Origin of the sequence: Acetobacter pasteurianus (assembly GCF_009914215.2) — a bacterium.
Lineage (GTDB): Bacteria > Pseudomonadota > Alphaproteobacteria > Acetobacterales > Acetobacteraceae > Acetobacter > Acetobacter pasteurianus.
Genome location: NZ_CP039846.2, coordinates 1,019,563 through 1,044,961, shown reverse-complemented (window position 1 = coordinate 1,044,961; position 25,399 = coordinate 1,019,563). Strand labels below are relative to the sequence as shown.

Annotated in this window: 27 protein-coding genes, 1 tRNA gene and 2 pseudogenes; 16 read left to right on the top strand and 14 right to left on the bottom strand. The window is 52.1% G+C overall.

Going from position 1 to position 25,399, the window contains the following annotated elements:
• Positions 1 to 35 precede the first annotated feature (35 nt).
• From urtB to FCN51_RS18370, 5 genes and pseudogenes are all read left to right on the top strand, one after another.
• Entirely contained in the window at positions 36 to 962 is a 927-nt protein-coding gene (gene urtB, locus FCN51_RS18390) for an urea ABC transporter permease subunit UrtB (RefSeq protein WP_160256546.1), read from the top strand.
• An 11-nt stretch (positions 963 to 973) separates the two neighbouring features.
• Positions 974 to 2,089: an urea ABC transporter permease subunit UrtC gene (gene urtC, locus FCN51_RS18385; RefSeq protein WP_160256545.1), complete on the top strand. Its 1,116-nt coding sequence runs from the start codon at positions 974 to 976 to the stop codon at positions 2,087 to 2,089.
• An 11-nt stretch (positions 2,090 to 2,100) separates the two neighbouring features.
• Positions 2,101 to 2,847, top strand: a complete 747-nt coding sequence (gene urtD, locus FCN51_RS18380) for an urea ABC transporter ATP-binding protein UrtD (protein ID WP_160256544.1) — start codon at positions 2,101 to 2,103, stop codon at positions 2,845 to 2,847.
• 16 nt (positions 2,848 to 2,863) lie between these two features.
• Positions 2,864 to 3,580: an urea ABC transporter ATP-binding subunit UrtE gene (gene urtE / locus FCN51_RS18375; RefSeq protein ID WP_160257160.1), complete on the top strand. Its 717-nt coding sequence runs from the start codon at positions 2,864 to 2,866 to the stop codon at positions 3,578 to 3,580.
• 296 nt (positions 3,581 to 3,876) lie between these two features.
• Positions 3,877 to 4,068: pseudogene (locus tag FCN51_RS18370) on the top strand (transposase); the annotation flags it as partial.
• 325 nt (positions 4,069 to 4,393) lie between these two features.
• On the opposite strand, the gene FCN51_RS18365 reads toward FCN51_RS18370, so the two are convergent.
• The 4 genes from FCN51_RS18365 to FCN51_RS18350 form a co-directional block, all read right to left on the bottom strand.
• Positions 4,394 to 4,648, bottom strand: a complete 255-nt coding sequence (locus FCN51_RS18365; protein WP_160256543.1) for a hypothetical protein — start codon at positions 4,646 to 4,648, stop codon at positions 4,394 to 4,396.
• 367 nt (positions 4,649 to 5,015) lie between these two features.
• Positions 5,016 to 6,824, bottom strand: coding sequence for a hypothetical protein (locus FCN51_RS18360; protein WP_236661388.1), 1,809 nt, complete (start codon positions 6,822 to 6,824; stop codon positions 5,016 to 5,018).
• Positions 6,825 to 6,848: 24 nt separating this feature from the next.
• Positions 6,849 to 7,202 carry a plasmid mobilization protein gene (locus FCN51_RS18355; RefSeq protein ID WP_160256542.1) on the bottom strand — a complete coding sequence of 118 codons (354 nt, stop codon included), beginning with the start codon at positions 7,200 to 7,202 and terminating at the stop codon, positions 6,849 to 6,851.
• A gap of 337 nt (positions 7,203 to 7,539) precedes the next feature.
• On the bottom strand, positions 7,540 to 8,376 hold the full coding sequence (locus FCN51_RS18350; protein WP_160256541.1) for an alpha/beta fold hydrolase: 837 nt from the start codon (positions 8,374 to 8,376) through the stop codon (positions 7,540 to 7,542).
• Positions 8,377 to 8,473: 97 nt separating this feature from the next.
• Here FCN51_RS18350 and FCN51_RS18345 point away from each other — a divergent pair, with 97 nt between their 5' ends.
• A complete protein-coding gene (locus FCN51_RS18345; protein ID WP_160256540.1) occupies positions 8,474 to 8,983 on the top strand; it encodes a MerR family transcriptional regulator in 510 nt (169 codons plus the stop codon).
• Here the strand turns inward: FCN51_RS18345 and FCN51_RS18340 are convergent.
• Positions 8,980 to 9,672: a type 1 glutamine amidotransferase domain-containing protein gene (locus FCN51_RS18340; RefSeq protein WP_160256539.1), complete on the bottom strand. Its 693-nt coding sequence runs from the start codon at positions 9,670 to 9,672 to the stop codon at positions 8,980 to 8,982. The genes FCN51_RS18345 and FCN51_RS18340 overlap by 4 nt on opposite strands.
• 150 nt (positions 9,673 to 9,822) lie before the next feature.
• Between FCN51_RS18340 and FCN51_RS18335 the strand changes: the two genes are divergently transcribed.
• From FCN51_RS18335 to FCN51_RS18325, 3 genes are all read left to right on the top strand, one after another.
• Positions 9,823 to 10,743 carry an SDR family oxidoreductase gene (locus tag FCN51_RS18335; protein WP_160256538.1) on the top strand — a complete coding sequence of 307 codons (921 nt, stop codon included), beginning with the start codon at positions 9,823 to 9,825 and terminating at the stop codon, positions 10,741 to 10,743.
• A gap of 289 nt (positions 10,744 to 11,032) precedes the next feature.
• Positions 11,033 to 11,962: an RNase A-like domain-containing protein gene (locus tag FCN51_RS18330; protein ID WP_236661386.1), complete on the top strand. Its 930-nt coding sequence runs from the start codon at positions 11,033 to 11,035 to the stop codon at positions 11,960 to 11,962.
• A 6-nt stretch (positions 11,963 to 11,968) separates the two neighbouring features.
• Positions 11,969 to 12,352: a hypothetical protein gene (locus FCN51_RS18325; RefSeq protein ID WP_076027020.1), complete on the top strand. Its 384-nt coding sequence runs from the start codon at positions 11,969 to 11,971 to the stop codon at positions 12,350 to 12,352.
• Here FCN51_RS18325 and FCN51_RS18320 read toward each other — a convergent pair.
• The 7 genes from FCN51_RS18320 to FCN51_RS18290 all read right to left on the bottom strand — a co-directional run bounded on the left by FCN51_RS18320 (position 12,243) and on the right by FCN51_RS18290 (position 18,193).
• On the bottom strand, positions 12,243 to 14,066 hold the full coding sequence (locus FCN51_RS18320; RefSeq protein WP_236661384.1) for a DUF6538 domain-containing protein: 1,824 nt from the start codon (positions 14,064 to 14,066) through the stop codon (positions 12,243 to 12,245). The genes FCN51_RS18325 and FCN51_RS18320 overlap by 110 nt on opposite strands.
• Before the next feature lie 94 nt (positions 14,067 to 14,160).
• Positions 14,161 to 14,244: transfer RNA gene (locus FCN51_RS18315), tRNA-Leu, on the bottom strand.
• A 71-nt stretch (positions 14,245 to 14,315) separates the two neighbouring features.
• Positions 14,316 to 14,993 carry a M48 family metallopeptidase gene (locus tag FCN51_RS18310; protein WP_012812358.1) on the bottom strand — a complete coding sequence of 226 codons (678 nt, stop codon included), beginning with the start codon at positions 14,991 to 14,993 and terminating at the stop codon, positions 14,316 to 14,318.
• 65 nt (positions 14,994 to 15,058) lie between these two features.
• Positions 15,059 to 15,514: a YcgN family cysteine cluster protein gene (locus FCN51_RS18305; RefSeq protein WP_003625594.1), complete on the bottom strand. Its 456-nt coding sequence runs from the start codon at positions 15,512 to 15,514 to the stop codon at positions 15,059 to 15,061.
• The gene (locus FCN51_RS18300; protein ID WP_160256537.1) at positions 15,511 to 15,948 is read right to left on the bottom strand and encodes a spermidine/putrescine ABC transporter permease; all 438 of its coding nucleotides are present in this window, start codon (positions 15,946 to 15,948) and stop codon (positions 15,511 to 15,513) included. Before FCN51_RS18300 ends, FCN51_RS18305 begins: the two co-directional genes overlap by 4 nt.
• Positions 15,930 to 17,042, bottom strand: coding sequence for an extracellular solute-binding protein (locus FCN51_RS18295; RefSeq protein WP_160256536.1), 1,113 nt, complete (start codon positions 17,040 to 17,042; stop codon positions 15,930 to 15,932). Before FCN51_RS18295 ends, FCN51_RS18300 begins: the two co-directional genes overlap by 19 nt.
• Positions 17,043 to 17,077: 35 nt before the next feature.
• Positions 17,078 to 18,193 (bottom strand): ATP-binding cassette domain-containing protein, encoded by a 1,116-nt coding sequence (locus FCN51_RS18290; protein ID WP_160256535.1) that lies wholly within the window; start codon positions 18,191 to 18,193, stop codon positions 17,078 to 17,080.
• A gap of 73 nt (positions 18,194 to 18,266) precedes the next feature.
• Between FCN51_RS18290 and FCN51_RS18285 the strand changes: the two genes are divergently transcribed.
• From FCN51_RS18285 to FCN51_RS18255, 7 genes are all read left to right on the top strand, one after another.
• Entirely contained in the window at positions 18,267 to 18,569 is a 303-nt protein-coding gene (locus FCN51_RS18285) for a hypothetical protein (RefSeq protein WP_003625602.1), read from the top strand.
• A gap of 39 nt (positions 18,570 to 18,608) precedes the next feature.
• Positions 18,609 to 19,034, top strand: coding sequence for a phage holin family protein (locus FCN51_RS18280; RefSeq protein ID WP_003629184.1), 426 nt, complete (start codon positions 18,609 to 18,611; stop codon positions 19,032 to 19,034).
• A gap of 133 nt (positions 19,035 to 19,167) precedes the next feature.
• The gene (locus FCN51_RS18275; protein WP_003625605.1) at positions 19,168 to 19,662 is read left to right on the top strand and encodes a MarR family winged helix-turn-helix transcriptional regulator; all 495 of its coding nucleotides are present in this window, start codon (positions 19,168 to 19,170) and stop codon (positions 19,660 to 19,662) included.
• Positions 19,663 to 19,684: 22 nt separating this feature from the next.
• The gene (locus FCN51_RS18270) at positions 19,685 to 19,879 is read left to right on the top strand and encodes a DUF1656 domain-containing protein (RefSeq protein ID WP_019088863.1); all 195 of its coding nucleotides are present in this window, start codon (positions 19,685 to 19,687) and stop codon (positions 19,877 to 19,879) included.
• 26 nt (positions 19,880 to 19,905) lie between these two features.
• Complete coding sequence (locus FCN51_RS18265; RefSeq protein ID WP_003625609.1) at positions 19,906 to 20,817, top strand: HlyD family efflux transporter periplasmic adaptor subunit; 912 nt, start codon at positions 19,906 to 19,908, stop codon at positions 20,815 to 20,817.
• Between the two features lie 9 nt (positions 20,818 to 20,826).
• Complete coding sequence (locus tag FCN51_RS18260; RefSeq protein ID WP_064776021.1) at positions 20,827 to 22,356, top strand: efflux transporter outer membrane subunit; 1,530 nt, start codon at positions 20,827 to 20,829, stop codon at positions 22,354 to 22,356.
• 19 nt (positions 22,357 to 22,375) lie between these two features.
• Positions 22,376 to 22,663 carry a hypothetical protein gene (locus tag FCN51_RS18255; protein ID WP_231111112.1) on the top strand — a complete coding sequence of 96 codons (288 nt, stop codon included), beginning with the start codon at positions 22,376 to 22,378 and terminating at the stop codon, positions 22,661 to 22,663.
• 5 nt (positions 22,664 to 22,668) lie between these two features.
• Here the strand turns inward: FCN51_RS18255 and FCN51_RS18250 are convergent, their stop codons facing one another.
• Together FCN51_RS18250 and shc are read right to left on the bottom strand one after the other, a co-directional pair.
• The gene (locus FCN51_RS18250; protein ID WP_310258148.1) at positions 22,669 to 23,379 is read right to left on the bottom strand and encodes a phosphorylase family protein; all 711 of its coding nucleotides are present in this window, start codon (positions 23,377 to 23,379) and stop codon (positions 22,669 to 22,671) included.
• 4 nt (positions 23,380 to 23,383) lie between these two features.
• Positions 23,384 to 25,354: pseudogene (gene shc, locus FCN51_RS18245) on the bottom strand (squalene--hopene cyclase).
• Between the last annotated feature and the right edge of the window lie 45 nt (positions 25,355 to 25,399).

Genomic DNA, 25,399 nt, shown 5'->3' with positions numbered 1-25,399 from the left:
GTTCATTTTCTCCCCTCATCAGGAGATTCTTGATTATGCTTTCGGGATACTCATTTAATGATCTGGCATCTATCTTTGTTATGCAAAGTTTTGCTGGACTCATATTATTTTCAGTTTTTCTCCTGATGGCATTGGGTCTGGCCATCGTTTTTGGCCAGATGGGTGTGATCAATATGGCCCATGGGGAGTTTATGATCCTTGGTGCTTATACCACGTATGTCTGTTCCTATATTTTTGCGCAGTGGATGCCAGCTCTTTTTGGCCTGTATTTTTTTATTGCAGTTATTTTGGCCTTTATCGTTGCAGGTGCTGTAGGCATGTTTCTGGAATGGTCATTAATACGTTTTCTCTATAAAAGGCCATTGGATACACTTCTTGCAACGTGGGGAGTGAGTTTAATCTTGCAGCAGATTTTTCGTTCAACTTTTGGGGCACGCGAAGTCGGGGTAACGCTTCCTGATTGGATGATGGGATCATGGAACCTTAGTGAGACTATTCAGATTCCTATCAATGGCATGATTGTGATTGCTATTACATTGCTCATTACCATTGTAATTTACGGTCTTCTTTACAAATCTGGATGGGGTAAGCAGGTGCGGGCTGTCATGCAGAACCGAACCATGGCTGGTGATGTGGGAATCAATACGGAGCGGGTTGATCGTTTTACATTTGGCTTAGGTTGCGGTGTGGCGGGCGTAGCTGGCGCGGCTTTCACCATGATTGGTTCCACAAGCCCTACGGCTGGTCAGCAATATATTGTGGATACATTTCTTGTAGTTGCATTTGGTGGCACAGAAAGTCTGGGTGGCACAATTGCATCTGCATTCAGTATCTCTCAAGCACGCTCTATACTTGAATTTTTCCTAAGTGGCTCCATGGCGCAAGTTCTGGTTTTGCTCACTGTCATCGGTATTCTCATGCTGCGCCCACAGGGTTTGTTTGCCCTCAAAGTTCGTCGTTAGGAGAAGGAAACATGCTCTCGCTTCAGAACCGCAAGGATATTCTTTTTCTTTCAATTCTGGCTGCCATTCTCCTAATTGTATTGCCAATGGGGTTGGATGCGTTCCGCCTTAATCTTATTGGCAAATATCTTACTTATGCTTTTGTCACGATAGGTTTGGTTGCATGCTGGGGTGATTCAGGAATTCTTAGTCTTGGTCAGGGAATATTCTTTGGGCTTGGTGGGTACTGTATGGCCATGTTCCTGAAGCTTCAGGCTTCTACGTTGGAGGCTACGAAGAACCAGTCTACACCGGGTATTCCAGACTTTATGGATTGGAACCAGATTACGGCGTTGCCATGGTTCTGGAAGCCATTTCATAGTCTATCTTTTTCGCTTATTGCAATGATGGTAGTTCCAGCAGTTCTTGCTGTTGTTATTGGCGCAGCAATGTTCAAACGTCGTGTTGGTGGAACATATTTTGCAATTATTACGCAAGCAATTGCATCTGTTTTAACTATCCTTATTGTTGGGCAGCAAGGATATACTGGAGGTGTAAATGGTATTACGGACCTTCGTACGCTGGATGGATGGGATATTCGTACAGACCATGCAAAATATATTCTATACTATGCAGGTGTTGTTTTGCTTTTAGCTTGCCTGCTGTTGTTACGTTTTGTACGCAAAAGTAAACTTGGCCGTATTCTGCGTGCAATGCGAGATCAGGAGGATCGTGTAAGATTTTCTGGTTATAATGTTGCAAATTTTAAAATATTTATTTTTGCATTGGCCGCCGCTATGGCTGGGATTGGTGGAGCTCTCTTCACGCTGGAAGTTGGGTTTATGTCCCCAACATTTGTTGGCATTGTGCCTTCTATTGAAATGGTTATTTACTGTGCTGTGGGTGGTCGCAATTCATTGGTTGGCGCCGTGTATGGTACGCTTTTGGTAAACTGGGCGCGGACAAGTTTTTCAGAGTCATTTCCTGAAATATGGACATTTGCAATGGGAGGTTTGTTTATTGCAATTGTTCTTTTTTTGCCTGGTGGGTTAGCTAGTCTTTATCAGAATTATATTGATCCATATGTCTGCCGTATTCTAAGGGGGAATGGTAGGCAAACCCCTCATACTGTAGATAAAGCAATATAAGGGGATGTGCGATGACTATACAGAATGATCCTCTACTTTCTGTTGAAAACCTCAGTGTATCTTTTGATGGTTTTAAAGCCGTTGATGACCTCTCCTTTCAGCTAGAAAAAGGAGAAATTCGGGTCATAATCGGCCCAAATGGTGCAGGAAAGACAACAGTTCTGGATTTGATTTGTGGGCGGACGAAAGCTACATCAGGATCAATCCAGTTCGAAGGGCGTGAACTCACCAGGTTGAAAGAATACGATATTGTTAGGGCCGGGGTGGGGCGTAAATTTCAAACGCCATCTGTCTATGAAGATCTTACAGTTTTTGAAAATCTTGAAATATCCTATCCCTCAGGGCGAAGTGTTTTTGAGGCACTGTTTTTTAGACGAAATAAGGAAATAATATATAGAATAAAAGAAATTTCGGAAATGATTTTTCTTGATAGACAGTTAGATAGAAAAGCTGCGGATCTGAGTCATGGTCAGAAGCAGTGGCTAGAAATAGGAATGTTATTGATTCAAGATCCTGCACTCTTGATGTTGGATGAGCCTGTTGCAGGTATGACCGTAAGCGAACGTGTGCGCACGGCAGAACTTCTTCAGCGTATTATTCAATCGCGGTCAGTTCTTGTCATTGAACATGATATGGGGTTTGTCGAAAAAATAGCCCATCGTGTTACGGTTCTTCATCAGGGACGTATTATTTCAGATGGCTCCATGGAGCATGTAAAAAATGACCCAAAAGTTGTGGAGGTGTATCTTGGACACTAAATCAGACAATGATGTCATGAATATACCAGCGCTAGGTACTCCACTTTTGGATGTACGGGGTTTACATGTGGCTTATGGGGCCAGTGAAGTTTTACATGGCGTTGATCTAAAGATTGGGCATGGTGAGATTGTGGTTCTTATGGGGCGTAATGGCATGGGAAAAACAACTCTCATGAAATCGCTTATTGGCAATCTTCCTATTCGTGAAGGTAGTATTTTTCTTGATGGTAAGCAGATTACCTACCTACCTGCTTATAAGCGTGTTGAAGTCGGCTTGGCCTATGTTCCTCAAGGGCGCATGATATTCCCTACCATGACGGTAAAGGAAAATATTGAAACAGGATTATTTGTTCGTGGGGAAAAGTCTGTTCCTGAAAATTTGTATGATATTTTCCCAGTTTTGAGAGAAATGGGATCACGAAGAGGGGGTAATCTTTCAGGTGGGCAACAACAGCAACTTGCAATTGCGCGTGCTTTAGCAACTCGCCCCAAGGTTCTTTTGCTGGATGAACCAACAGAAGGCATACAACCTTCTATCATTCTGGAGATGGCGCATACTTTGAAAAAAATTCGTGATAATAGTGGGCTGAGCATTATGGTGTCAGAGCAAGTTCTGAGTTTTGCCCTTGATATTGCAGATCGTATTTTGGTTATTGAAGGTGGAAATATTGTACATCAGACAACAAAAGCGAATGTTGATGTTGATTTGCTTACTCGGTTTTTGTCTGTTTAGAAAATTTTTAATATTTTTCCGTAAAGTAAACCAAGATGAAACGTCTGCCTTTATTTAGGCAGACGTTTGTTTTGTATCTTCTTAGTTGTGTCATAGATAAGAACATAATCGGTACCGATGAGGTGTCTTTTCAGCGTAATGTTGTTTGAGGGAGAAAACTATTGAATATTCTTATTGTTTTTTCCATGCTGTGCAGAAATTTATTTTTCTATATTTGAATTTTGAGGTGTTCCATAATTTTTTCGGTAATTCCATGCTGAATAAGCCGCATCCACGGGTAGAGAGAGTCGCCTAGAGTGATTCACCATGCTCTTGCAAGTAAGTGTCGGCCAGTAAAAGATTTTCTTCTGAGTTGTGAAGGTCATGTCGGCGGAACATCTGCCGATAACCGTCTGTTTATGGGAGCGGTTCTGTATCGTTACCGTGCCAGCATTCCCTGGCGTGACCTGCCTGTCCATTTTGGTGACAGGAAAAACGTCCACTGGCGACTGTGTCTCTGATGCGAAAGTGCCGTGATCGAACAGATTCTTCGGCATCTGAGGATGAACATGAAAGCAGGGAACTACCTCTATCACTTCTATGTCTTGATGTCTGAGGTTGCAGATTTCGCCTAACCGCATGCCCGTGAACATGCCTATTGTGACAATGCCAGCCCAAGTCCGATGTGAGACTGCAGCATCAGAACACTGTGTGCTTGCAAGTCAAAGCCAATTCTCTATTAGTCCATCCTCTGCGTACAATATTTTTGGTAACGTTGAAGTCCCAGTCTGCCGATAGGTTTTTATCTACAAGATCACGCTGAGCAAGATGGCTTCAAAGTGAGGACATGCGCGAGAAATGGTTCTTCACTGTTTTGCCACTAACAGTTTCCAGCCCCTGCTCTTTGGCCTGAGCAATCACCATGCGCAGAGGGAGAACAGTTTTTCCTTTGCCATGTGTGGCGGGCAGAGATGCCAGAAGGTCGAAGAACTCACCGGCCACTGTGTCAGCATAGATGAATTTTTCCGCCATCACCGACAGGCGAGGGGAGGACGATTTAACAGGAACAGGCTTTTCTTCTGCGCCCACCTCCTTCAAGAGGAGCTGAAGACGATGCCGGAAGGTTTCCGGCCTGTTGTGCCAGTGTCTGATTTCTGCGAATATCCACAATCATGGCCGCCAGCCAGTTTGCCTCTCCTCGAAGCTTCTGGGTTTCCCATTCTGGGAAGACAAACGGGAAAATCCCGCAGACCTGTCAAATTCTCATTTTACTGTTATATTTTAAGTGCTTAGCAGTGCGAACTGCGGGACTCGAACCCTGAGAAGAGGGTGAGTTACGTTCGAAACCTTCATGATTTCATCAAGAAAAACGCTAAAAGGCGTCCTTCCCGGTAACGATTTATGAGAAGAACTTTGGAGAAGAAATAAGGTCTCGTCAAGAGACTTCCCAAAACGTTCAAAACGGTGAAGGGGTGGAAGAGAGCTTTCGGTTTAACTGCGGGTTCGGTGCGGGTTTTTGCCAGGTTGTGGCTTCTGTTTCGGGCCTGAAAAACTCCTTTCTGGGGTGGGTTGTTTTATAGGGCTGCGTTCTGAGAATCATGAGAGCCTGTTCAAGCTCCCCGGCATGTTGAGCCCGGAAGAAGGCTTTTCGTGTGGCCTCATCAAGGTCTTTGTGCTGGCCAGGCAGTTGCTTGAGCTGGCGTAAGCGGTTGTGAGCGGCTTCGAGGGTTGGCTTATAGGCAGTTTCAGCCTTGCTTTGCTCTTCTTGCCGTCGGGTCATGGATTTCCGGTAAAGGACGCGGAGCAGGTCAAGTCTTCTCTCTTTATCGAGAAGCACCGCCACGTATGTTCTTTCCTGTTTGTAATAGTTTTTTAACGAGCGTTCCCGTTCTGTCGGCACCGGCAAGGTGAGGGGCGGGGGTGGTTCTGCCCGCAGGCCGAACAGATAGAGCAGGGTCTCAATCAGATGGAAGAGGATTTCAGCAAGGACAAGCATGGCCTTTTCAAAAGCCTCATCTGCCCTGTTCCGTCGTTCGGTCAGGCCCCCGAACAGGGACGCATAGGCTGCCTTGCGTTCCTGATGCGCCAGGTCGAGAGTTTCCTTGGCGCTTTTAAGCTGTAAGCGGAGTTTCCTTGTTTCTTTAAGGACGTTTTGGAAGACCTGGTCGCGTGTTGGCACAGGCCCATAAACGGACAGAGGGTTCTGGCGGATAATCTGTTCACAGCGCGCCACCTCTTTTTTCCAGTCTGCCAGGTAGTGGGCAAAGCCCGGGTTAAGGTGGTGTGTCTGGTTGAGTGAGGTCACTGTAGGACGATGCCTCTGCCTTGTACGCAATGGCATAATCATCGCTTCCGGTGGAAGGGCGAGGGGCGGTCTGGCGCTAAGCGGGCTTAACCGGCAGGCACGGGCGGCAACAGGGCGCACACGGCGGGGTTCTTCTGCTGGCAAGGCTTCCTGCATCAGAAGCGCACGGAAGTCTTTCATGCGTGTTTTTGTCAGCCGGGTAAAAGAGCCAATCAGGGTGCCGTCTGCTGTCTCGATAATATGCGCCCCTGGTCTGGTGGCCTGTCTCTCGCCTTCACGCATGACCAGCCCCTGCTCCCGTAACAGACGGCGGAAGGCCGGGAGCTTCTCGCCAGAACGCTGCCAGAGGGCGGTAATCTCTTTCTTCAAAGCCGGTAAATCCACAGCCTGCCGTTCTGTCATGCGGCGTGCCTGTGAGGTGTATGCTGCACGGGGGAGGGAGGTATCCTCTGGTATGAGGGCTTCCACCAGTTCGGCTTCGCTCTGTTTACCCTCTTTGCGCAAGGCCTTGGCAATAGCTGCGTCATGACGCCCTGCTATTAAAGGGTGTCCCAGCCTGATTTCTTCTAACCGGGCGACCTTCTCCAGTCGCATATAGGAGAAGCAGCTACTCAGCACATGGTTGTGCTGCCATTCCGGCAGAATAAGATGCCCGTGCCTCTTGCCGTCTTTCTGGTGAATGATAAGGGTGCGAGAGGCTTTATTCGCTCCAAGTTCCTCACAAAGCCGGTCAGCAAAACCTGACAGTTCAGTGTCTGTCATGACCTGTTCGGGATTGAAGGCAATATGGCGGAGGCCATAGGTCAGGCCTTCACGGCGTGCTTCCCTGACCCAGTCTTTAAGCCAGTATTCGCTGCCTTCACGCACCAGAATGGCTTCGTTTTTCTCCCCCCGTAAGACATGGGCGGCAAGGGCTTTATGGCCGCTGCCCGTCTTGATGCGGGTTTCCTTGACAATCATGGCCACACATCTGTGAGGGCAAGGTCAATGTATCGTCTGCCGGGATGCAGGACGGATACGACGCAACAGCCTGTCAGTTCTCTCTTTCAGGGCGTCGATGTCGTCCAGGGTGGCGGCACAGGCGACCGCTTCGCCACGGTTGGCGGCATGTGCTAACTGGTTGAGGTTGTTGCCAATGCGGGCAAGGTCGCCCCGTAGGCCTCTGAGTTCAGCAAGGAGCAGGTCGCCTTCCTGGCCTGCGAACTCGGCATCACGCAACAAAGCGCGTATCCACGCGGCGGTGGTGTGGTGCCCGGCCCGTCGTGCGACGACTTGCCATCGGTCGAGTTCGTCAGGTCTGGCCCTGACGGAGAGGCGGGACGTTCGGATTTCAGGCATGGTTTCAGTCTCCCTATTTGTGGGGGTCAACGGGGGAGGCACTCCCCCTTGCCAGCTTGTCCAGGGCACCCAACGGGTAGCCATTGGACACTGCTGGCTCCTGACACAAACCCCATGGAGACTAAGGTAATCTATTTCCCCGCAAGGAACGAAAAAAGAACAAATTTCTCATGAACCGGTTCCCAATCTGAATAAGAGGCTTAAGGATACCGTAAGCCGACATCGACGGACAGATTTCTGCGCGGCGACATTTCGGGAACTGAACTCACAACAGGGCAGATGGAGAGTCCAGACGCTACCTGCTGACGCTAAACGTCACATCGTTATGATGCGATCATCATCCAGTAATGAACGCCAGGATATCTGCATTGATGACGCCTGCATGTGTCGTGTGCATGCCGTGCGGATAACCGGGATAGATTTTCAGCGTGCTGTTCCGAAGCAGCCTGTCCTGAAGGACCGCCGCGTTCTGGTAAGGCACGACCTGATCATCATCACCCTGCAGCACGAGCACCGGTACTGTGATGGCCTTCAGATCCTCGGTCTGATCCGTTTCGGAGAATGCTTTGATGCCCTCGTAATGGGCCTTGGCGCTGCCCATCATGCCCTGACGCCACCAGTTGCGGATCGTGCCTTCCGAAACTTCAGCTCCCGGGCGGTTGAAGCCGTAGAACGGCCCGCTGGCCACATCGAGAAAGAACTGCGCGCGATTGGCCGCAAGCCCCGCACGCAGTCCGTTCAGGACAGCGATCGGTGCGCCTTCAGGGCTGCGGTCCGTCTGAACCATCAGGGGCGGCACGGAACTGATGAGCACGGCCTTGGCAACACGTCCCTGAGGCTGACCATATTTCGCGACATAGCGGGCAACCTGGCCCCCGCCGGTCGAATGTCCGACATGGATGGCATTTTTCAGGTCGAGATGTTCGACAACGGCCGATGTATCCGCCGCATAATGATCCATGTCGTGCCCGTCGCTCACCTGTGCCGAGCGACCATGACCACGACGGTCATGCGCGATCACGCGAAATCCCTTGCTCAGGAAAAACAGCATCTGCGTGTCCCAGTCATCGGCGCTGAGCGGCCAGCCATGATGGAAGACGATCGGCTGGGCACCCTTCGGTCCCCAGTCCTTGTAGAAAATTTCCGTGCCGTCGGACGTCGTTACGAATGACATGATACATCTCCTGAACAATTCAGAGCTTGATATTGCCCAGACGCTAACGTTGAACATAAGTTCAACGTCAAGATGAATTTAGAATGGGAAACCGGACATGAGGATTGGGGAACTGGCCCAGAAAAGTGGTCTTACGACCTCCAAAATCCGGTTCTATGAGCGCATTGGACTGCTAAAAGCGGTTGACCGTCGGTCCAACGGATACCGAACCTATTCATCTCAGACCGTGACCATTCTGGGTCTTATCACAACGGCGCAGAGAGCCGGGTTTACCCTGGACGAAATCCGCGCCCTGCTGCCCTCTGATCTGACGCGTTGGGACCATGCTACATTGATGGATGCCCTGACACGCAAGATTGCAGATATCGAAGCGCTGCAGGCACGCCTGACGCAGAGCAGGGTGCATCTGCTCCGCCTGATCGAGGATATTCAGGCACGCCCTGACGACATGGACTGTGCGGCCAACGCGCATCGTGTCCTGACGAACATGCTTGCGGAACATCCCGAAGCCCTCGACGTCACGTCGGACGATATCCGCCTTCTGGATGCGACGGACCGCCGTCAGTCAGTAAGCTCTGGCCGCCGTAAAAAGACGGCCTCCCGTTAAGCCTTATTCAGAAGCGCCACCACTTTTCTTGCCGTCGCTCTGGCGGAAAAGGGGTTCTGTCCCGTCACCAGCCGTCCATCCGTCACGATATGGGACATGAACGGAAGCAACGCCTTTTCATAAAACGCGCCCCGTGCCTTCATCTGGGCTTCCGCATTGTAGGGAATTTCTCGTGTGACACCTGCCAGCCTCTCCTCGGTCCACGAAAACCCGGTGATTTTCCGACCCCGGACCAGAAAGGAACCGTCTGCAAGCCGGGTGTTCAACAGTCCGCAATATCCATGACAGACAGCGGAGACCACACCGCCCTTTTCCCATAGCGCGCGGGTGATGGTTTGAAGGCCCTCATTGTCTGGAAAATCCCACATCACGCCATGACCGCCGGTGAAGTAGATCGCATCGTAATCACCCGGATTGATGTCTGCGGGGCAATATGTTGAAGACAGCAGGGCCATTTTTGCCGGATCGGCCTGCCAGGCCCTGGCGGAGGCATCGCGCATCGGCCATTTCAATGAGCGCGGATCAAGCGGAACCCTGCCGCCTTTTGGGCTGACAATGCGTTGTTCATGACCGCTGGCGGCAAATACGTCCCACGCATGCGTCAGTTCCGACAGCCATAATCCGGTCGGATGCGCGGAATTGCCGAAATGAGCGGTGTTGGTAACAACGTGAAGGATACGACGGTTCATGGCTGGCCCCTCCCATGCGGCAGCGTTTCTGACCACTGCCCTGTAACGTTCAAGCCCGGTTGAAGGTCAATCTGTGGTTTGACATTAAATCTGACTTCAAGGTTAATGGTGTAAAGGCAAACCTACCTGACATCATGGAGGCAGCCTCACATGCAGACGATACTGGGTGCAAATGGCCAGATCGCCACGGAACTGGCGCGGACATTGCATCAGCATCATACCGGGGAGTTGCGGCTTGTGAGTCGCAATCCTCGCAAGGTCAACGAAGACGATACGCTCATGGCGGCGAACCTGCTGGATGCAGAGCAGACGACACAGGCAGTAAAAGGCAGCCGGATCGTCTACTTTACGGCCGGCCTGCCCCCTGACAGCAAACTTTGGGAAGAACGGTTTCCCGTCATGCTGAGGAATGCCTTGCAGGCGTGCCGGGCGGCGGGGGCCAGCTTTGCCTATTTCGACAATACCTACATGTATCCGCAGAACAGCCAGATCCAGACGGAGGAAACGCGCTTTGCGCCAGTTGGCCGGAAAGGACGGGTGCGCGCGGCAATGGCCACCATGGTGCTGCAGGAAATGGCACGCGGAGACATTCCCGTGCTCATTGCCCGCGCACCGGAATTCTATGGCCCGGGGAAAACCCAGAGCTTCACCAACGCCCTGATCATTGACAGGCTGAAAGCAGGTAAAAGGCCCCTAGTTCCTGTCCGTGACGACACCCGCCGGACCCTCATCTGGACGCCGGATGCGAGCCGCGCGCTCGCAACGCTGGGCAATACACCGGGAGCTTTCGGGCAGACCTGGCATCTGCCGTGCTGTGACGAGCGGCCGACTTACAAGACATTTGTTACCATGGCGAGCAGGATTTTCGATCGATCCCCCGCTTATTCGGTCATTGGAAAATGGTCACTGATCATCGCAGGCATTTTCTCAAAAAAGGTGCGGGAGATCAGGGAATTACTGCCCCGTTATGAGCAGGACAATCTCTTCGACTCAACCAAATTCAAATATCATTTTCCCGAGTTTTCCGTGACGACATATGAAGAGGGTCTGGAACTGATCAGGAAGGAATAGAGAGGCGGATACCGCCTCATTTCGGACATCTGTGTGTGGTTAACAATTTTACAAAACCGGACATTGCTGGAATCCAGTCGACCTGTTTTCCATCTGGTATCCACGCGCAGTTTTTACTACATATTTAATACAGTTCGGATAGTGATATTCACTCATCCAGACTTTCCCACAAAATTATGATCCACTCCAAAAACGCCATGGCATAGCCACGGTGCGGATCACCCGTGTGACACGTAAAGCCCGCCCTCACCGGCGGGCTTTTTTTGTGTCTGCGTTTTCAGGACACGCCATGTCGAATACCAACCAACATCCCGCTCTGACATTTGTCATGAGCGAACATCAGCTTGTCAGCATCGTCAGACGCTACCTGCCGAGCCAGCAAACTTTCAACCGAGCCGAAGGTCTGGCCACAATCGGTTTCGGGGCGGCTGAAATGGCCGGGGCCACTGGCCTTCTGGTCGCCCCTGAACCGTTGCTCAGCAAAGTGGGCGGCCTTGCGCTCGCAGCCCACGGCGTTGATATGATGACCGCCGGACGACGTGCGTGGAATACTGGCGCACCACCACAAACGCGGACCGAACGTGCGGTCCGCGCCGCAGCCCTGAAGGCGCATGCGTCTCCCACTGTTGCGGGTCTGGCAGGTGCGGCCGCAGACGCACTGATCCCCGGAGGCCTGCTGCATGCGGCAGGACATTTTGCGGCAACTCGGGTCATTCGCGTCGCATCGGCGGATGCAAGCCGACTGACCTTCCGGCATGCCGATATCACGGCGGAGCACTTCCACCGACCTTCCCCCTATGCCTCTCAACCGACAAGAACGCCTACCAACCAGAACCTTCTCTCACCCCATCGACAGAAACGGCTCGATCTCAAACACCATGAGGCACCGCCACATAATCGCAAGGCAGGGGGTCATGTCCTGCTAAAGCACGTCGATCCAAGCGACGAATATATCGAACGCCGGTTTACGAAGGAAAAACGCCCTGTCGTTTCATTCTTCACTTCGAAGGAAGAGGCTGAACGTGCTATTCACCGGGTTCTCAAAGCTAACTCCCATAAGATTGATGCCTGGCTCAAGAGCGCCGCAAATGGAAGTTCAGTCGACGTCGAAGGATATCTCGTGGGAAAGGGAGCTATCGTGATCGAGAGTGCTAATCGACAACGCAAAGCCGCACACCGCCTCCTTGTTACAATTACCAAAAAAGAACACAATGGATGAATTATTATGTCCATACTGTCCGCCTGTACTAAATATGACATTCTTGACAAGTTTCCGTGCCTGACTAGTCTGGGGGCCAACTGTTTGGGTGAAGATGCCGATATGTTTGGAAACACGCTAGCGGAAGCTATCCAATGGGGACCTCGCACATATAATCTGCCATTCAAAACGCAAACGATCGACGAATTAACGACGTTACTGGCCTATGGCGATGCGGACATCGATCGCGTCAGTTGGGCCGTACTCGGTATTAATCCCACTGCGGATGTTGAAGAACCACCTAATTGGGGCAGTTTTCCAAGCCTGAGGGCGTTCTGGTCCTCTGTTCTGCACGCTTTTGAAAATGACCCCGAGGTACAGGCGGGAAGAGAGATTGCCCCCGAGGTGTAGGGACAAGGCGTGCGCAACACTGAGTATATAGATGTCGGCTTTCATGTGTTGGCGTTTCAGAAGCAGACTTTCCGCTTGCCCTCCTAAGAAGCCATAGATTCCGTCTTAAACAGAGTGTCGGATAGCTTATAGCTTCCACGGTCTGCTTGAGATTTTCCGTTGCAATGCCGGAGAGATAGGTCGTGGCACCCTGGCTCTTATGGCTGGCTTCATGACCAAGCAGGGCATCAATCCAGAGTTCTCTGAGGTCTCCAGCCTGATTACGGAGACGGGTAGACACCGTGTGCCGGAAACTATGGAACGTAATGGCGGCAGGCAGGCCAATCGTTGTTTTGAACTTCGAGAAATTCCGACCAAAGTCAGTGCCACGCGGGCCACTTTTGGGTGTTTTCAGCTCCGGGAACAGGAATTTCTCGCCGTTTTTCCTGAAATCCAGAATATCCCAGTCCAGCAAGGCACTATGGATGGGCACGTTACGGGTGCCCGCTTCCGTCTTGGGAGCCCACTTGTCTTCGGGGTGAGGGCCGATAAGGAAACAGGGGATACCGTCAACCTCCTGAACATCCTCATTGCGCAGGTTGCAGATTTCTCCCAGCCTCATACCGCTATAGGCGGCAACCAGTGTGATGCCTGCAAAGGTGGCTTGCGAGATGGTGCTACAGGTCCATGCTGAAGAGGACAGCAGGGCCAGTTCGTCATCAGTCCATGCCCTGCGGGGATTGCGCTTGGTCAGGTCAAAGTCCCAGTTGCTCCACGGGTTCTTGTCTGCAATCTCGCGGCGGAGTAGCTGGTTCCAGAGGGCTGAGAGGCGCATGAAGTGGTTCTTCACGCTCTTGCCACTGAGGGTCGGCAGGTCAAGCTCCTGTGCCCGCTCGACCTCGGCGTTTAAATTCCTCTCCTGCTTGCCCTTGGCGTAGGAAGTTGGGAGGGAGAAAAGCAGATCTCGAAACTCCCCAGCTACCCGTCCGGTAATTTCTTTAACCGGCTTATCGCCAAAAACCTGCACAAACAGTGCCACCGTGCGGGCAGTTTCTTTCTTGGTGGCGTCACTCTTCTGGCTATCCGCCAGCAAGGCAAGGTGGAGGGCTTCTGTCAGGCGGGGAGAGGGCGGGGCAGTCGGCGTTGGGGTAGGCGAGGCTAACTGGTGGGACGGCGGCACAGCGCCGGGGGCCTGAGACAAAGCCGGGCCAGTCTGGAACAGTTTGACCAGGGTCGCATGAAGCCGGTCTATTTCTTCGGTCTTGCGGGCAAGGCTGGTCTTGTCCTGCGCTGTGCCCGTTATCATGTCCTGTCGCAGCCTGGTCATGTTCTGATTGAGCTGTTCCAGGGCCTCTGAGGAATAGGTGATGAAGGCTCTTGTCTTGAGAAGGTCTTCATAGCGGGTCATGCTGGCGCGGTAGCGCTCAAGTTTGAGCTGTTCTGCGGCATGCCGCTCGTTGGTCTCTATGACCTCTTTCTGCTTTTTGATGATGTCTTGATACAGCGCCAGAAGGTCGTCTTTGGTGATGGGTTTCTTCTGGGCTGGGTCAGTCATAAGGCGGGCCGTCCTGAAAAGCGCGCTGGTCTGGGCATGAAGAGCCATGGCCGAGAGGCGGGCTTCTGATTTGCTTCCCGTTTTGAGGGAAATCCAGAATTCAGTTTTGCCGAAGAGGGGGCGCAAGGCAACGGGGACGACGCGGCGGAAATGGTAGTGGGTGCCCACGAGAGCCAGCATTGAGAACTTCTCCATTTTGGAGAAGGACTGTGGAGAAGCGGGTTTACACTTCACCGCTTTCAGATTTTCTCAATGAAATCAACGCCTTAAGGTATGCGAACTGCGGGACTCGAACCCGCACGCCCTTTACGGACTGGAGATTTTAAGTCTCCTGCGTCTACCATTCCGCCAAGTTCGCGCAGATGCCATGGTGCATCTATGGTGGTTGAAAGCGTTTTAGCATGGTCGGAGATAACTGCAACAGCATGTTTATCGAACAGCTTGTAAAACAGGTCCAAAATGTTGCAGCCAGCTTTCTGCTTGCTGTCTGTGAGGGGTTAATGTGTCGACCATTTTCCAGAATTGGATACTATGATTCATGTGTTGTAGATGGCTTAATTCATGGGCAATCAAATAATGGCGTACAAAAAATGGTGCCATTATTAGGCGCCAAGACAACATTATACGCCCCGAAGATGAACAACTGCCCCAGCGGCTGGATGTATCGCGCACATCTAAACGTTTAGGGGTAAGCCCAACAGTGTGGGCGAGATGGTGCATTTCTTGAGCAAGAACTTTGGTTGCATGTTGTTTGAGAAAGTCTTCTACGCGGCGCGCAAGAAAAGAGGGATCTCCACTTACAAAAAGACACTCATTTTCTAGCCATGCACCTCCTCTGCGGTCTGGTGCATGGCAAATTGTATAGTTCTTATCTTGAATAGGGATATTGGAGCCGATAGCAAAGCGCGGTGTTTGTACTAATTTTTCAAGGCGCGTTGTAATCCATTGCGTCTGTTTTTGCACAAATGCCAAGGCCTGTGTGTAGGGAAAACCTTTGGGTAAAGTAACAAGAATAGCCTGTTCTTTTGCAGAAATCCGTATGATGCAGCGTTTGGCTTTGGCTGAAATGCGCCAAATTATTTTGGCAGCACCATACCCTTCCAACATAATCGTATCTGGCCAAGAGGGATTTTCTTTAAAATTCAAGAAAACATCTTTCTGGGCAAAGATTTTTAATGAGATTCCTCAGCAGGAAGGCCAGGCCAACTGACGATGTAATCTTCCAATGCACCTGCGCGTCTTTCACTTATGCAACGTCCGGCAGCAGATTCACCAGAAGAAATAACAGATTCAGCTGTATGCGTTAGCAATGGGTGCCACTGTGGCAGACCGCGCCCTTCTGAAAGGCGGCGATACGCACAGTCTGGTGGCAACCAATCAAGTTCAGGAATCATCTTTGGTGTCAGAGTAATGCAATCCTGCACTTTGCGGTGGCGTTGTGCGTAATCTGTGCACTGGCAGGTTTTAACATCCAGAAGACGGCACGCGACAGATGTGTAATGCAGTTCTTCTGTGTCATCATCACGCAGTTTGTGCAAACAGCAGCGACCGCATCCATCGCACAAACTTTCCCATTGCTCTGTAGTCATTTCTGTAAGTGGGGTTGTTTCCCAAAAAGGTGCTGTCATTGTGTGATGCCAAAAAAGAGGGAAAGAAAGCAGCTTGCTATTAAAGGTTTTTTAAGAAGGGGCCAGATAATAAGCTGTAGGCATGTGCTTCTGTTGGCTCCCAATTCACGTGCTGTCGCGCTCCATGCTTCTGGTAGGGTTTCGAGTTTGGCCAGCGGCCAAAGGGCAAGCAGGGGCAGGCTTAAAGCGCCCTGTAAAAAAGGAGTATAAGGTGCGTTAAGAACAACAGGCAGAAAAATACCAAGAACTGTTGTGGGAATAAACAACATAAAGAATGAAATATAAAAAATGCGCCCTGCATGTGTGGCAAATGCCAGCATGAGCAGAACAAACATAAGAAACATGCTGGTCATGCTTATGCAGGTAAATCCCCATAAAAAGGAATAAGGCAATGGGATATGCATCAGAGAAGGGATCACTTGCGGAGCGCCCATTGTTCAAAATGTTCTGCAATGATGTTTAAGTGATTTATCCAGAAGATATCATCAACAACAAGTGGCGCAGCCAGATGGCGTAAGTTGTTATCCACCGTCATGTCTTTCATGGATGGTAAAGACGGCCACGCGTTGGAAAATGCTTGCTGCTGCTGTGCCTGATCAAGCCATGATACAAAACTAAGTGCGGCAGCCGTGGAGGCAGAACTATGCGGCACACCCCATCCGTAACGTATTTGCAGGCGTTGCTGCCAACAAATGCCAAACCGTTTGGTATCACCCGCGGTTGTGTTCAGCATTTCCCCTGTAGGAGCAAGCCCCATAAGAGCGCCGCCGCTTTTTAAAATCTGTGCGGCTTCTTCTGGGGTGGACCACCACACAATATAAGGCCGTAACTGATCCAGTTTGCGGAAGGCGCGCATTAGCCCGTCTTGGGTGTTGAGTGTGCGGTACACCATTTCAGATGGCACGCCATCAGCAAGCAGGGCAATTTCTAATGTGGTGCGGGGGTCGCGTCGCAGGCTGCGCCGTCCCGGGTGGCGGGCAACATCCCAAAAATCAGCCCAGTTGGGGGGCGTATCAAAACGCGAGCTATCCCACGCAATGGCATAATCAATGCTGGTTGAATAATTGGGTTGTGCTGCATCTTCAGGCAGGGGGGCAAGCAAGCCTGCGCTGCCACCTAGCGCCAGACTGCTGTTTTCCATCATGATCGCAGCCCAATGTTTGGGGTTGGTTTTTTCCTGCTGTTGAAGGGCGGTCAGAGAACCGTCCCATCCAGAGGTGATGATGCGGTGATGTGTCTGGCGCGTATATCCGGCAAAAAGGATTTTTTTCTGTATCTCACAAATCCTGCCTGAAAATGTCAGCACCCTTAAGGCAGTGTCTGTATGTGCAACCGTATGTCTGCGCACAGGGCGCGCCTGAACTATTTGAGGGGCAAGAGAGATTACGCCGCCGCCCAACCCAGCCAGAAGGGCTTTCCGTCGGGAGATGGTCCCGGCAGAAGGCTCTTGTTTCCGAGGATGGGGTGACGGTGTCCCGCTGGAGCGACCGTGCAGGAAAGAAAAAGAAAACAGGGTAACCTCGCGCATAAAGTGCAGCCAGATAAAGGCAGATGAGTTTAGCCTTATTTTGCATCCATCGGAAAGGCGATAGCGTTCTGTGGTTGCCAGGCCAATATGGCCTTGTTGCCAGGGCGGAGTTCACGCGGCAAATGGACTAACGGCCGATGTGCTATAATTTCTGTTCCATCCAAGGTGCGAAAGCGCATGGCAATGGCGTGGCCAATGTGGTGAGCCGAAACAAGGGTGCAGACAATATCTGTTTTATCTTCGATTTCCATAACGCCAGAACGAGGAAATAGAACAGAAAGACGGTCAGGCAGGATGCAAATGCTGGCAAGGTCATTTTCTTCCAGATTGTAATCGGCCACGGCTTCCACCGTTTCGCCCGATGGTAGGCGCAATTCGGCAATGTCATCTTCTATAAGAAGTACCTTGCCGCTGATAACATTGGCATCGCCAAACTGTTCCGCCACGCTCAGGCAAGCCGGGCGGTTTAGAAGGGTGGTAACATCTCCTATCTGTAACAGGGTGCCGTTTTGCATAACGCCAATCTGGTCTGCCGCCATCATGCAATCCTGCTTCTGCCGTGAAAGCAGTAGAATACTCAAGCCTATGGCGTGGCGTAACCGGTCCAAAAACGTGATTGCACGCCGGATGGTGGGCTGATCCATTTTTTCGAAAGGCTGGTTCAGAACCACAACCTCAGGCTGTGTAATCAGGGCACGGGCGAGCTGGGTCCGAAATATCTGTTCTGCATTAAGTGTGCGTGCCGGTTGGGCACGCAGGGCTTCCAACCCTGTTAGGGCCAGTATTTCAGCTCCGCGATGTGAGACCTCAGCTTTATGGAGTGTGCCACTGGCGCGGAGGGGCAGGAGAATGTTGTCCAAAACGGAAATATGCGGAAACAAGGGCGCGTGCGGGCCTATTGTTGCCAGTTTTTTATGGCCAGATGTGCCTAAGTTATATGGTGTGCCGTTAATTTCTATCTGCTCAACCGTACAGGGGCGTCTGCCGGCCAATGTTTCTGCCAGACAGGTCAGATCTTCATTGTCCTGCCCGATTCCCAGTATGGCTGTGCAGCTTCCCGCCGGTAGAGAAAGCGTGAGCGGTTGTGCGTTATGAAAGAACGCCAGATTGTGAACCGCCAGTGCTGTGGATGAGCCATGCGTGGTATGCATGCAACTATGTCCCTTTCCGTGGGTTAGAAGTAAAGTGCACTATATTTCAGGCAGGTAAACGGAGGTTTCTTTCATGTCTTCAGATAAAATCAAAGAAGTAAAAGCAGCAGGCGAAGCCGCAGCCGACACGGCACGGGACGAATTGGAAGCCGTAAAAGCACATCTTGAACGCCTTGTGACCCAGCATCTGGTGCCAGCACTGGGCCGTGCAGGGGATAAAGCCGGCACGCTGAAGGAGCAGGCGGTTGCCAATGCGCGCGAACTGGCCGATCATGCACAAAGCGATCTTGCTAAGCGTAATCGTGGTCAGTCTTCCTGGTTGTCCATTGCCATTTCCGGCGTGGTGGGCTTTATCCTTGGGCGTCTGTCACGCTGACGCTTGTGCGTCATCTGAACAAAGGTAGCCTCGGAGCCCATGCGTATCTTTGATCTTGGTAAATCCGCCCTGAATGCTCAGTCCAACCTGATGCAACAGATGGCCATACGATACGGCAAGCAGGCCGTATTGTTGGCAATGGCGGCAGTATTTGGACTATTTGCCCTGATTACAGGGCATGGGCTCCTTTGGGTGCTTTTGGTTTTTGTAGGCCATTTTGGCCCAGTGGGTGCGGCCTTTACAGTATTCGGTCTGGATCTCTTTGTAGCTCTGGTTTGCGTACTGTTTGGCCGCCGCTCTTACCTGACAGTTCAGGAAGTGGAAGCCCGCATTGCCCGTGACCGCAACATCACCATGATGCGCGACTCCATGACCATGGCAGCTGTAACGGCAACCGTTGCAACAGCCATGGGCCGCGGCGGATCTCGCAAAGTGTGGGACGTTGTACGGCGGAAAAAGGACTGAAATCGTCCACTCTGGACGAAACCATAGGTTCCATTCCAAATTTGCATTGGCGCGCAGGATTTTTTCTGTAAATGATGGCGCTGTCTTTCGTGAGTGTGCAAATTGTTTGCACGCTCACTAGTGTGGGTAGGGAATGGAACCGAATCATCATCCCGTTATGGCCAATGAGCCCCGCCGTTTCTTTGGATACCGGCTGGCGCGTCTTGCTGCTGTGTGGCGGCGGGAGATTGATGCCGATCTGCGGGCCTTTGGCCTGACAGACGCCACATGGCGGCCCATTTATTATCTTAACTTCTCCAAAACACCCATGCGCCAGACAGATCTGGCCCGCTCCCTGTCCTTGGAAGCCCCTTCACTGGTGCGGCTTCTGGATGTGCTGGAAAAGCGCGGCTACGTGGTGCGTGAAACGGATGAAGAAGATCGCCGCTCCAAACTGGTAAGTATTACGGAAGAAGGGCGCAGTGTTGCGGCTCTTGTCAGCCGTGTGGCTGATGAAGTGACAGCCCGCCTGACTGAAGATGTTTCCACCGAAGAGCTGGAAGAATGCTGCGGCGTTCTTGACCGGGTTGAGCAAGCCGCCCAAAACCACCGAGATACCGTTGGTGGTGATAAAAGAGGCATGCGGTAATGCCAGTTTCCAGAACAGTGCCATGCTAGCTGAATTCAATATTTTTGGTGTTTTTATTGCACCTATTGTCGTGTACGCCCTAGCGGCGCTGCCGATTACAATGTTTGTTCGCTTCGTGTTGTGGTGGAGCGGCCTTCTGGGCTGGTTCTGGCATATCGCGTTGTTTGAAGTATCGTTATACGTCAGTATCCTTTGCCTGCTGATCCTCTACGTCTGACCCGAAAAGGCTTTTGAGTCTCCGCAATGCCCCTTCTGCGCACCCTGATACGAGTTGTTCTGACCCTTGCGGTCGTCTCACTGGCCATCGTTCTGGGGATTACCCTGTGGAACGTGTATATGATTGCACCTTGGACCCGAGATGGCCGTGTGCGTGTGTACGTTGTAGACGTGGCGCCTGAAGTTTCCGGCACCGTGGTGCAGATTCCCATCGTGGATAACCAGTTCGTGCATAAGGGCGACCCCCTGTTTGTGCTCGATCCGGTGCGTTTCCGTCTTGCTATCCGTGAGGCACAGGCCCGGCTTGATGGCGCATTGGAAGATTTGAAGCTGAAACGCAACGATGCCCGCCGCCGTATGGGCTTGGGTGGCATTGTGTCGGCCGAAGAACAGGAAGTCTTTAACTCCAATGTGGCTACGCAGATTGCATCTGTTGATGCAGCACGCGCTGCTCTGGATGTGGCTAAACTGAACCTGCAGCGTTCGGTTCTGTATTCTCCGGTCAACGGCTACATTACCAACCTGAACCTGCGAGTCGGTGATTACGCCTCTGCCGGGCAGGCCCGTATGGCTGTTATCGATTCCGACTCCTACTGGGTTTACGGGTATTTCGAAGAAACAAAGATGTGGGGCGTACACGTGGGTGATGAAGCCCGCGTTAAGCTGATGGGCTATAAGCCGATCCTTACAGGCCACGTTGTCAGCATCGCACGTGGTATTAACGATACCAACGGCACACCGGATAAGCTTGGGCTACAGGATGTAAACCCGATCTTCACCTGGGTACGTCTGGCACAGCGTATTCCCGTACGTATTCACATTGACCACGTGCCCGATAGTGTCACGCTGGCAGCAGGTATGACGGCAACTGTGAGCGTAGGCCCTGAACCCAGAGGCCGCCGCGGAAAGTTGACGACCTGGCTTCAAGATCATCTGTAAGCGCAGGACATGAGACAGAACATGAAGGGTCGTCGTCGCCTTGGGCTGTTTCTGGCAACATCCATGTTGTTGTCAGCCTGTACCGTAGGGCCAAATTATCAGCCAGACCGCATGAAGGTTCCGGCAGCGTTCAAGGAGACGGAGGAAGAGGAGCATCCGGCTACACCTGAAGAGATCGAACGCACCAATAAGGAAATGACGGAATGGTGGTCTTTGTTCAAAGACCCCATTCTGACCCGGTTGGTAGAGGATGCCATTAAGGGCAACTACGATCTGCAGATTGCCGGGCAGCGTATTCTGGCCGAACGGGCTATTCGTGATCGGTCTGCCGCGCAGTGGTATCCGCAAATGGATGCTAATATGGGCGGTGGTGATGTGCGCTATTCCATCAACATCGATAACTGGCCAATCCGCCCCGGTAATCCCCAGAATCGGCCAGAAGCCTCCATGCTTACCTATGGTGTCATGGCATCGTGGGAGCTGGATATGTTCGGGCGTATCCGCCGTGATGTGGAAGCGCATGAACATCAGGTTGAAGCCAATATTGAAGGCCGCCGCGCATTGCTGATGGGGCTGCTGTCCGAACTTGCGTCCGACTATATGTTGCTGCGCGTAACACAGCTTCAGATCAAGATCGCCACAGATAACATTCGCGTTGCCAAGGATGCGCTGGACCTGACTAACAAGCTGTATCTGGAAGGTGTGGGCAACACCTTGCAGATTGCACAGGCTCAGGCAGAAATGGATGCGCAGATTGCTGCGCGTGAGCCGCTTAAAACACGTGTTTCACAAGTAACGCATGCCATTGCCGTGTTGCTGGGCAAAATGCCGGGTGAGCTGGAAGAGGAGCTGAAGATACCGCGGCCTCTGCCAATTGTGCCGGAATTTCCTGCCACACTGCCATCCATTGTTATTGCCAACCGCCCGGATATCCGTATGGCAGAACGGCAATACGCTGTAGCCACGGCTCAGATTGGCGTGGCTGTTGCCAACCTGTATCCGCACTTTGTGGTGCCGCTCACCTTTAACCCCAATGCATCCGCCATGTATCAGGCGTTTCAGGCAAATGCCATGAGCTGGCAGTTCCTGCTGATGGCCAGCATGCCATTGATGCACGGCGGCAAGATGACGGCAGAAGTTCGTGCAGCACAGGCTGCGGCAGAAGCCGCGCGTCTGACATATCGTCAGACAGTGTTGCAGGGCTTTAAGGAAGTTGAAGATGCCATGGCTGCATGGCATGATGACATTGAATATGCCGAACAACTGCATAAAGCCGCAGAAGATAGTGCAACTGCCAGTGAGCGCGCGCGTAAACTCTATGGTGCTGGTCTGGTAGGATTTTTGGAAGTGCTGACAACCGAACGCACAACCTTGAACGCGCAAAACATGGAAGCTCTCGCCAAGCTGGAACGTCTGCGTGATGCGGTAAATCTGTACACGGCTCTTGGGGCTGGGTGGAAAGGTGTTGCTCTTACCAACACCACTTTGCCCGTATCACTTGAAACGCAGAACTTCCTTGCCCGTGCCTTCAAACAGTAATCCAAATCAGAAAAGCGCCTTGGCGTCACCTTACGTCAGGCGCATTCTGCTCATTGCTTTGTTAGTGGGTGGTGGCTTTACGCTGATGTGCTTTACCGGCTGGATGGCGGTAGCATATAGCCATCCGCAAGATAGCTGGGCCATGCTGGCTTTCCGATGGGTGTTCCCTGTTTCAGGCGCTATCATGGTAGCGGCCGGGTTTGTGTTTCTCAATCGCCCGGTCCCACAGAATGTCTGGGAAAGTTTTGAAGCGTCCTCCGATGATGAGGACGCAGATGAAATTGTATCCAATATGGACGGACGCTAAGCGAATTAGCTGCCAGCAAGCCGTTTGAAAGCTGGCATTTGTGCCTGTGCCGTTAGAAACGAGATCATGGCCTTACGTGCCAAAGCGGCATCTTGCCCAAGGTGAATAAGCCCACCAATCTGTGTTGGGTGGCGCACGACATCACATATCAATTTGCCGATTTGCAGCCCCCCTTCAGGAGAAAGAACAGATCCTGCAATGGGAGGTAGGGAGCGGTCTGCCGGATCGCACACAACCCGCAGTACCGCAAAAGGCAGACCAGCGTCTTCTGCTGCCTTGGCGAGGAAACCACTTTCCATATCCAATGCCGGGCAATGAGACTGCGCAAAAAGCTGTGCCTTATGGGCGGCGTCCATCACAACAGTATCACTATGCAGCAGCGTACCACCCTGTACACCAGCCTGATCTCCCCCCAGAATATGGCGTAAGGTGGCATCACACACGGCATCTGTACCCCAGCAGGAAACCTTTTCAGGAATAACAATGGTGCCAGCAGATAACGCTGGGTTTAGCCCCGCTGCCAAGCCAAAGGAGAGCAGGCAATCAGCCCCGCTGGCCACCAATCTGGCTGCTTCCCGCTTTGCCCCTGCATGTGTGGCACCACTGGCAGCAATGGCAGCATGAGGGAAAATAGTGCGGATAAGGCGTGCTTCCGCTTTTAACCCCACCAGAATACCGGGGCGAGATGGGGAAGGCTGGGCGGAAGCTGATGTCATTGATTTAGAACCCAAAGGAAACGCGGCGCGTATTGCTGCTTTCAAGGTTGCGATAGCGCGCTAATGCCATAAGCGGGAAGAACTGCTTATAGCCGTGGTAACGCAGGTAAAACACTTTGGGGAAGCCAACAGCATTATAGGGGTCTTCATGTCATTCCCCGTTCGCATCCTGCTGGTCTGCCAACCATGCAATACCGCGTGTTACGGCTGGATCATCCCGCCGCCCTGCGGCCATCAGCCCCAGCACAGCCCATGCAGTTTGCGAGGGCAGGCTTTCGCCATATGTGCCGTGCGGGCCACCTTCATAAGATTCGCAACCTTCACCCCAGCCACCATCTGCACGCTGGACGGAGCGTAGCCATTCCACAGCTTTCACCACGGCAGGATCATCGTGGGAAACGCCAGCAGCATTCAGGGCGCACAGGGCAGACCATGTGCCGTAAATGTAGTTTGTGCCCCAGCGCCCAAACCAGGAGCCATCTTTTTCCTGCTCTTTGCGCAGATACTCCAGCCCGCGTTGAATAACGGGTTCATCTTCCGGGTTCCGCAATTGGGCCAGAAAGGAGATGCAGCGGGCAGTAACATCGGCAGTAGGTGGGTCTAGTAAGGCGCCGTGATCGGCAAAGGGAATGTGGTTGAGCACATCCTTGTTGTTGTCGATATCAAAAGCACCCCAGCCACCATCTGTGCTTTGCATGCCCACAATCCATGTGCGTGCGCGCTCAATGGCTTCAGCATTTGCGGGGTCGCCTTCACGGTGCAGCAACATGCCTACTACGGCTGTATCATCCACATCCGGGTAATAGTCGTTTCCGTATTGGAAAGCCCACCCACCGGGAGCCAGATTGGGGTTACGAACAGCCCAATCTCCCTTCACGTTCAGGATCTGCTTGCTGCGGAGCCATGCAGAGGCTTTTTTCAGCTCAGCAACAGTTTTTTCTGGTGCGATTCCATTGGGGCCGGAGGCTGCCTCAATCATGGCATGGCCAGAAAGGCCGGTGTCCCAAATGGGGGAAACGCAGGGCTGGCAGTAAGCTTCATCATCTTTTTCAACGATGAGGGCCTGCACGGCTTCCCATGCCGTTTTTGCACGTGGGTCTTCATCCGGCACGCCCATGGCCCGATACATCATCACCACATTGGCCATGGCGGGGTAAATAGCCCCCAATCCATCTTTGCCGTTCAGGCGAGGCTCGATAAAATCAAGGGCGGCTTGAATAGCCTTTTTATGTGTTTTTTCGGGAATAAACGGCACGACCGGCCGTAAAACGCTATCCAGCCCTTTAAAAACATACCCCCATGCAGAGCGATAAGGACCGCGGATCCAGTCCTGCACTTTTTCTGGTGGCGTTACAAACAGCTCGCGGACATGAACTTGCCGCGGGTTTGCCGCCACAGGGCGCAGGGCTGCCAGCACCAGAAGCGGGGCAATAACCGTGCGAGACCAGTAAGACATATTCCATACGGAAAAGAATGCCTTGGCAGGCAGAAGCATTAACTCTACCGGCATAACCGGGGTTGCGCGCCACGGCACTTCCCCAAACAGAGCAAGCTGAGAGCGTGTGAATACGTTCGAGCGTTCTGCGCCGCCGTGATCCAGAATGGCTTCTCGCGCACGTTGCATATGGGGGGCGTTAATATCATCCCCCACAGCTTTCAGCGCGAAATAGGCTTTTACAGTGGCTGAAAGGTCAAACTTGCCATTGTGGTAAAGGGGCCAGCCGCCGTGTTCTTCGCTTTGGATGCGGCGCAGGTAGATGGCAATTTTCTGCTCCAGCGCATCATCAATCCTGTCCATAAAATGTTCGAGCAGGATATATTCAGCAGGAATGGTGGCATCGGCTTCCAGTTCATAAACCCAATGCCCATCATCTTGCTGGGCCTGACTGAGCGCCGTATGCGCACTAAGGACCGCACGATCCAGAGCCTCTGAAGAAAGGCGTGATTCGGAAAGAGCACTCCCATCGGCGGCCATGTCAGAAAATCCTTTCTGCTTGCAAGCGTAAAGCTGTTTAGAGCG

What these genes read in the sequence shown, in the direction of transcription:
- urtB (WP_160256546.1), top strand. Translation starts at nt 36, where the DNA reads ATGCTTTCGGGATACTCATTTAATGATCTGGCATCTATCTTTGTTATG.
- urtC (WP_160256545.1), top strand. Translation starts at nt 974, where the DNA reads ATGCTCTCGCTTCAGAACCGCAAGGATATTCTTTTTCTTTCAATTCTG.
- urtD (WP_160256544.1), top strand. Translation starts at nt 2,101, where the DNA reads ATGACTATACAGAATGATCCTCTACTTTCTGTTGAAAACCTCAGTGTA.
- urtE (WP_160257160.1), top strand. Translation starts at nt 2,864, where the DNA reads ATGAATATACCAGCGCTAGGTACTCCACTTTTGGATGTACGGGGTTTA.
- FCN51_RS18360 (WP_236661388.1), bottom strand. Translation starts at nt 6,824, where the DNA reads ATGATTGTCAAGGAAACCCGCATCAAGACGGGCAGCGGCCATAAAGCC.
- FCN51_RS18355 (WP_160256542.1), bottom strand. Translation starts at nt 7,202, where the DNA reads ATGCCTGAAATCCGAACGTCCCGCCTCTCCGTCAGGGCCAGACCTGAC.
- FCN51_RS18350 (WP_160256541.1), bottom strand. Translation starts at nt 8,376, where the DNA reads ATGTCATTCGTAACGACGTCCGACGGCACGGAAATTTTCTACAAGGAC.
- FCN51_RS18345 (WP_160256540.1), top strand. Translation starts at nt 8,474, where the DNA reads ATGAGGATTGGGGAACTGGCCCAGAAAAGTGGTCTTACGACCTCCAAA.
- FCN51_RS18340 (WP_160256539.1), bottom strand. Translation starts at nt 9,672, where the DNA reads ATGAACCGTCGTATCCTTCACGTTGTTACCAACACCGCTCATTTCGGC.
- FCN51_RS18335 (WP_160256538.1), top strand. Translation starts at nt 9,823, where the DNA reads ATGCAGACGATACTGGGTGCAAATGGCCAGATCGCCACGGAACTGGCG.
- FCN51_RS18330 (WP_236661386.1), top strand. Translation starts at nt 11,033, where the DNA reads ATGTCGAATACCAACCAACATCCCGCTCTGACATTTGTCATGAGCGAA.
- FCN51_RS18325 (WP_076027020.1), top strand. Translation starts at nt 11,969, where the DNA reads ATGTCCATACTGTCCGCCTGTACTAAATATGACATTCTTGACAAGTTT.
- FCN51_RS18320 (WP_236661384.1), bottom strand. Translation starts at nt 14,066, where the DNA reads ATGCTGGCTCTCGTGGGCACCCACTACCATTTCCGCCGCGTCGTCCCC.
- FCN51_RS18310 (WP_012812358.1), bottom strand. Translation starts at nt 14,993, where the DNA reads ATGTTGGAAGGGTATGGTGCTGCCAAAATAATTTGGCGCATTTCAGCC.
- FCN51_RS18305 (WP_003625594.1), bottom strand. Translation starts at nt 15,514, where the DNA reads ATGACAGCACCTTTTTGGGAAACAACCCCACTTACAGAAATGACTACA.
- FCN51_RS18300 (WP_160256537.1), bottom strand. Translation starts at nt 15,948, where the DNA reads ATGGGCGCTCCGCAAGTGATCCCTTCTCTGATGCATATCCCATTGCCT.
- FCN51_RS18295 (WP_160256536.1), bottom strand. Translation starts at nt 17,042, where the DNA reads ATGCGCGAGGTTACCCTGTTTTCTTTTTCTTTCCTGCACGGTCGCTCC.
- FCN51_RS18290 (WP_160256535.1), bottom strand. Translation starts at nt 18,193, where the DNA reads ATGCATACCACGCATGGCTCATCCACAGCACTGGCGGTTCACAATCTG.
- FCN51_RS18285 (WP_003625602.1), top strand. Translation starts at nt 18,267, where the DNA reads ATGTCTTCAGATAAAATCAAAGAAGTAAAAGCAGCAGGCGAAGCCGCA.
- FCN51_RS18280 (WP_003629184.1), top strand. Translation starts at nt 18,609, where the DNA reads ATGCGTATCTTTGATCTTGGTAAATCCGCCCTGAATGCTCAGTCCAAC.
- FCN51_RS18275 (WP_003625605.1), top strand. Translation starts at nt 19,168, where the DNA reads ATGGAACCGAATCATCATCCCGTTATGGCCAATGAGCCCCGCCGTTTC.
- FCN51_RS18270 (WP_019088863.1), top strand. Translation starts at nt 19,685, where the DNA reads ATGCTAGCTGAATTCAATATTTTTGGTGTTTTTATTGCACCTATTGTC.
- FCN51_RS18265 (WP_003625609.1), top strand. Translation starts at nt 19,906, where the DNA reads ATGCCCCTTCTGCGCACCCTGATACGAGTTGTTCTGACCCTTGCGGTC.
- FCN51_RS18260 (WP_064776021.1), top strand. Translation starts at nt 20,827, where the DNA reads ATGAGACAGAACATGAAGGGTCGTCGTCGCCTTGGGCTGTTTCTGGCA.
- FCN51_RS18250 (WP_310258148.1), bottom strand. Translation starts at nt 23,379, where the DNA reads ATGACATCAGCTTCCGCCCAGCCTTCCCCATCTCGCCCCGGTATTCTG.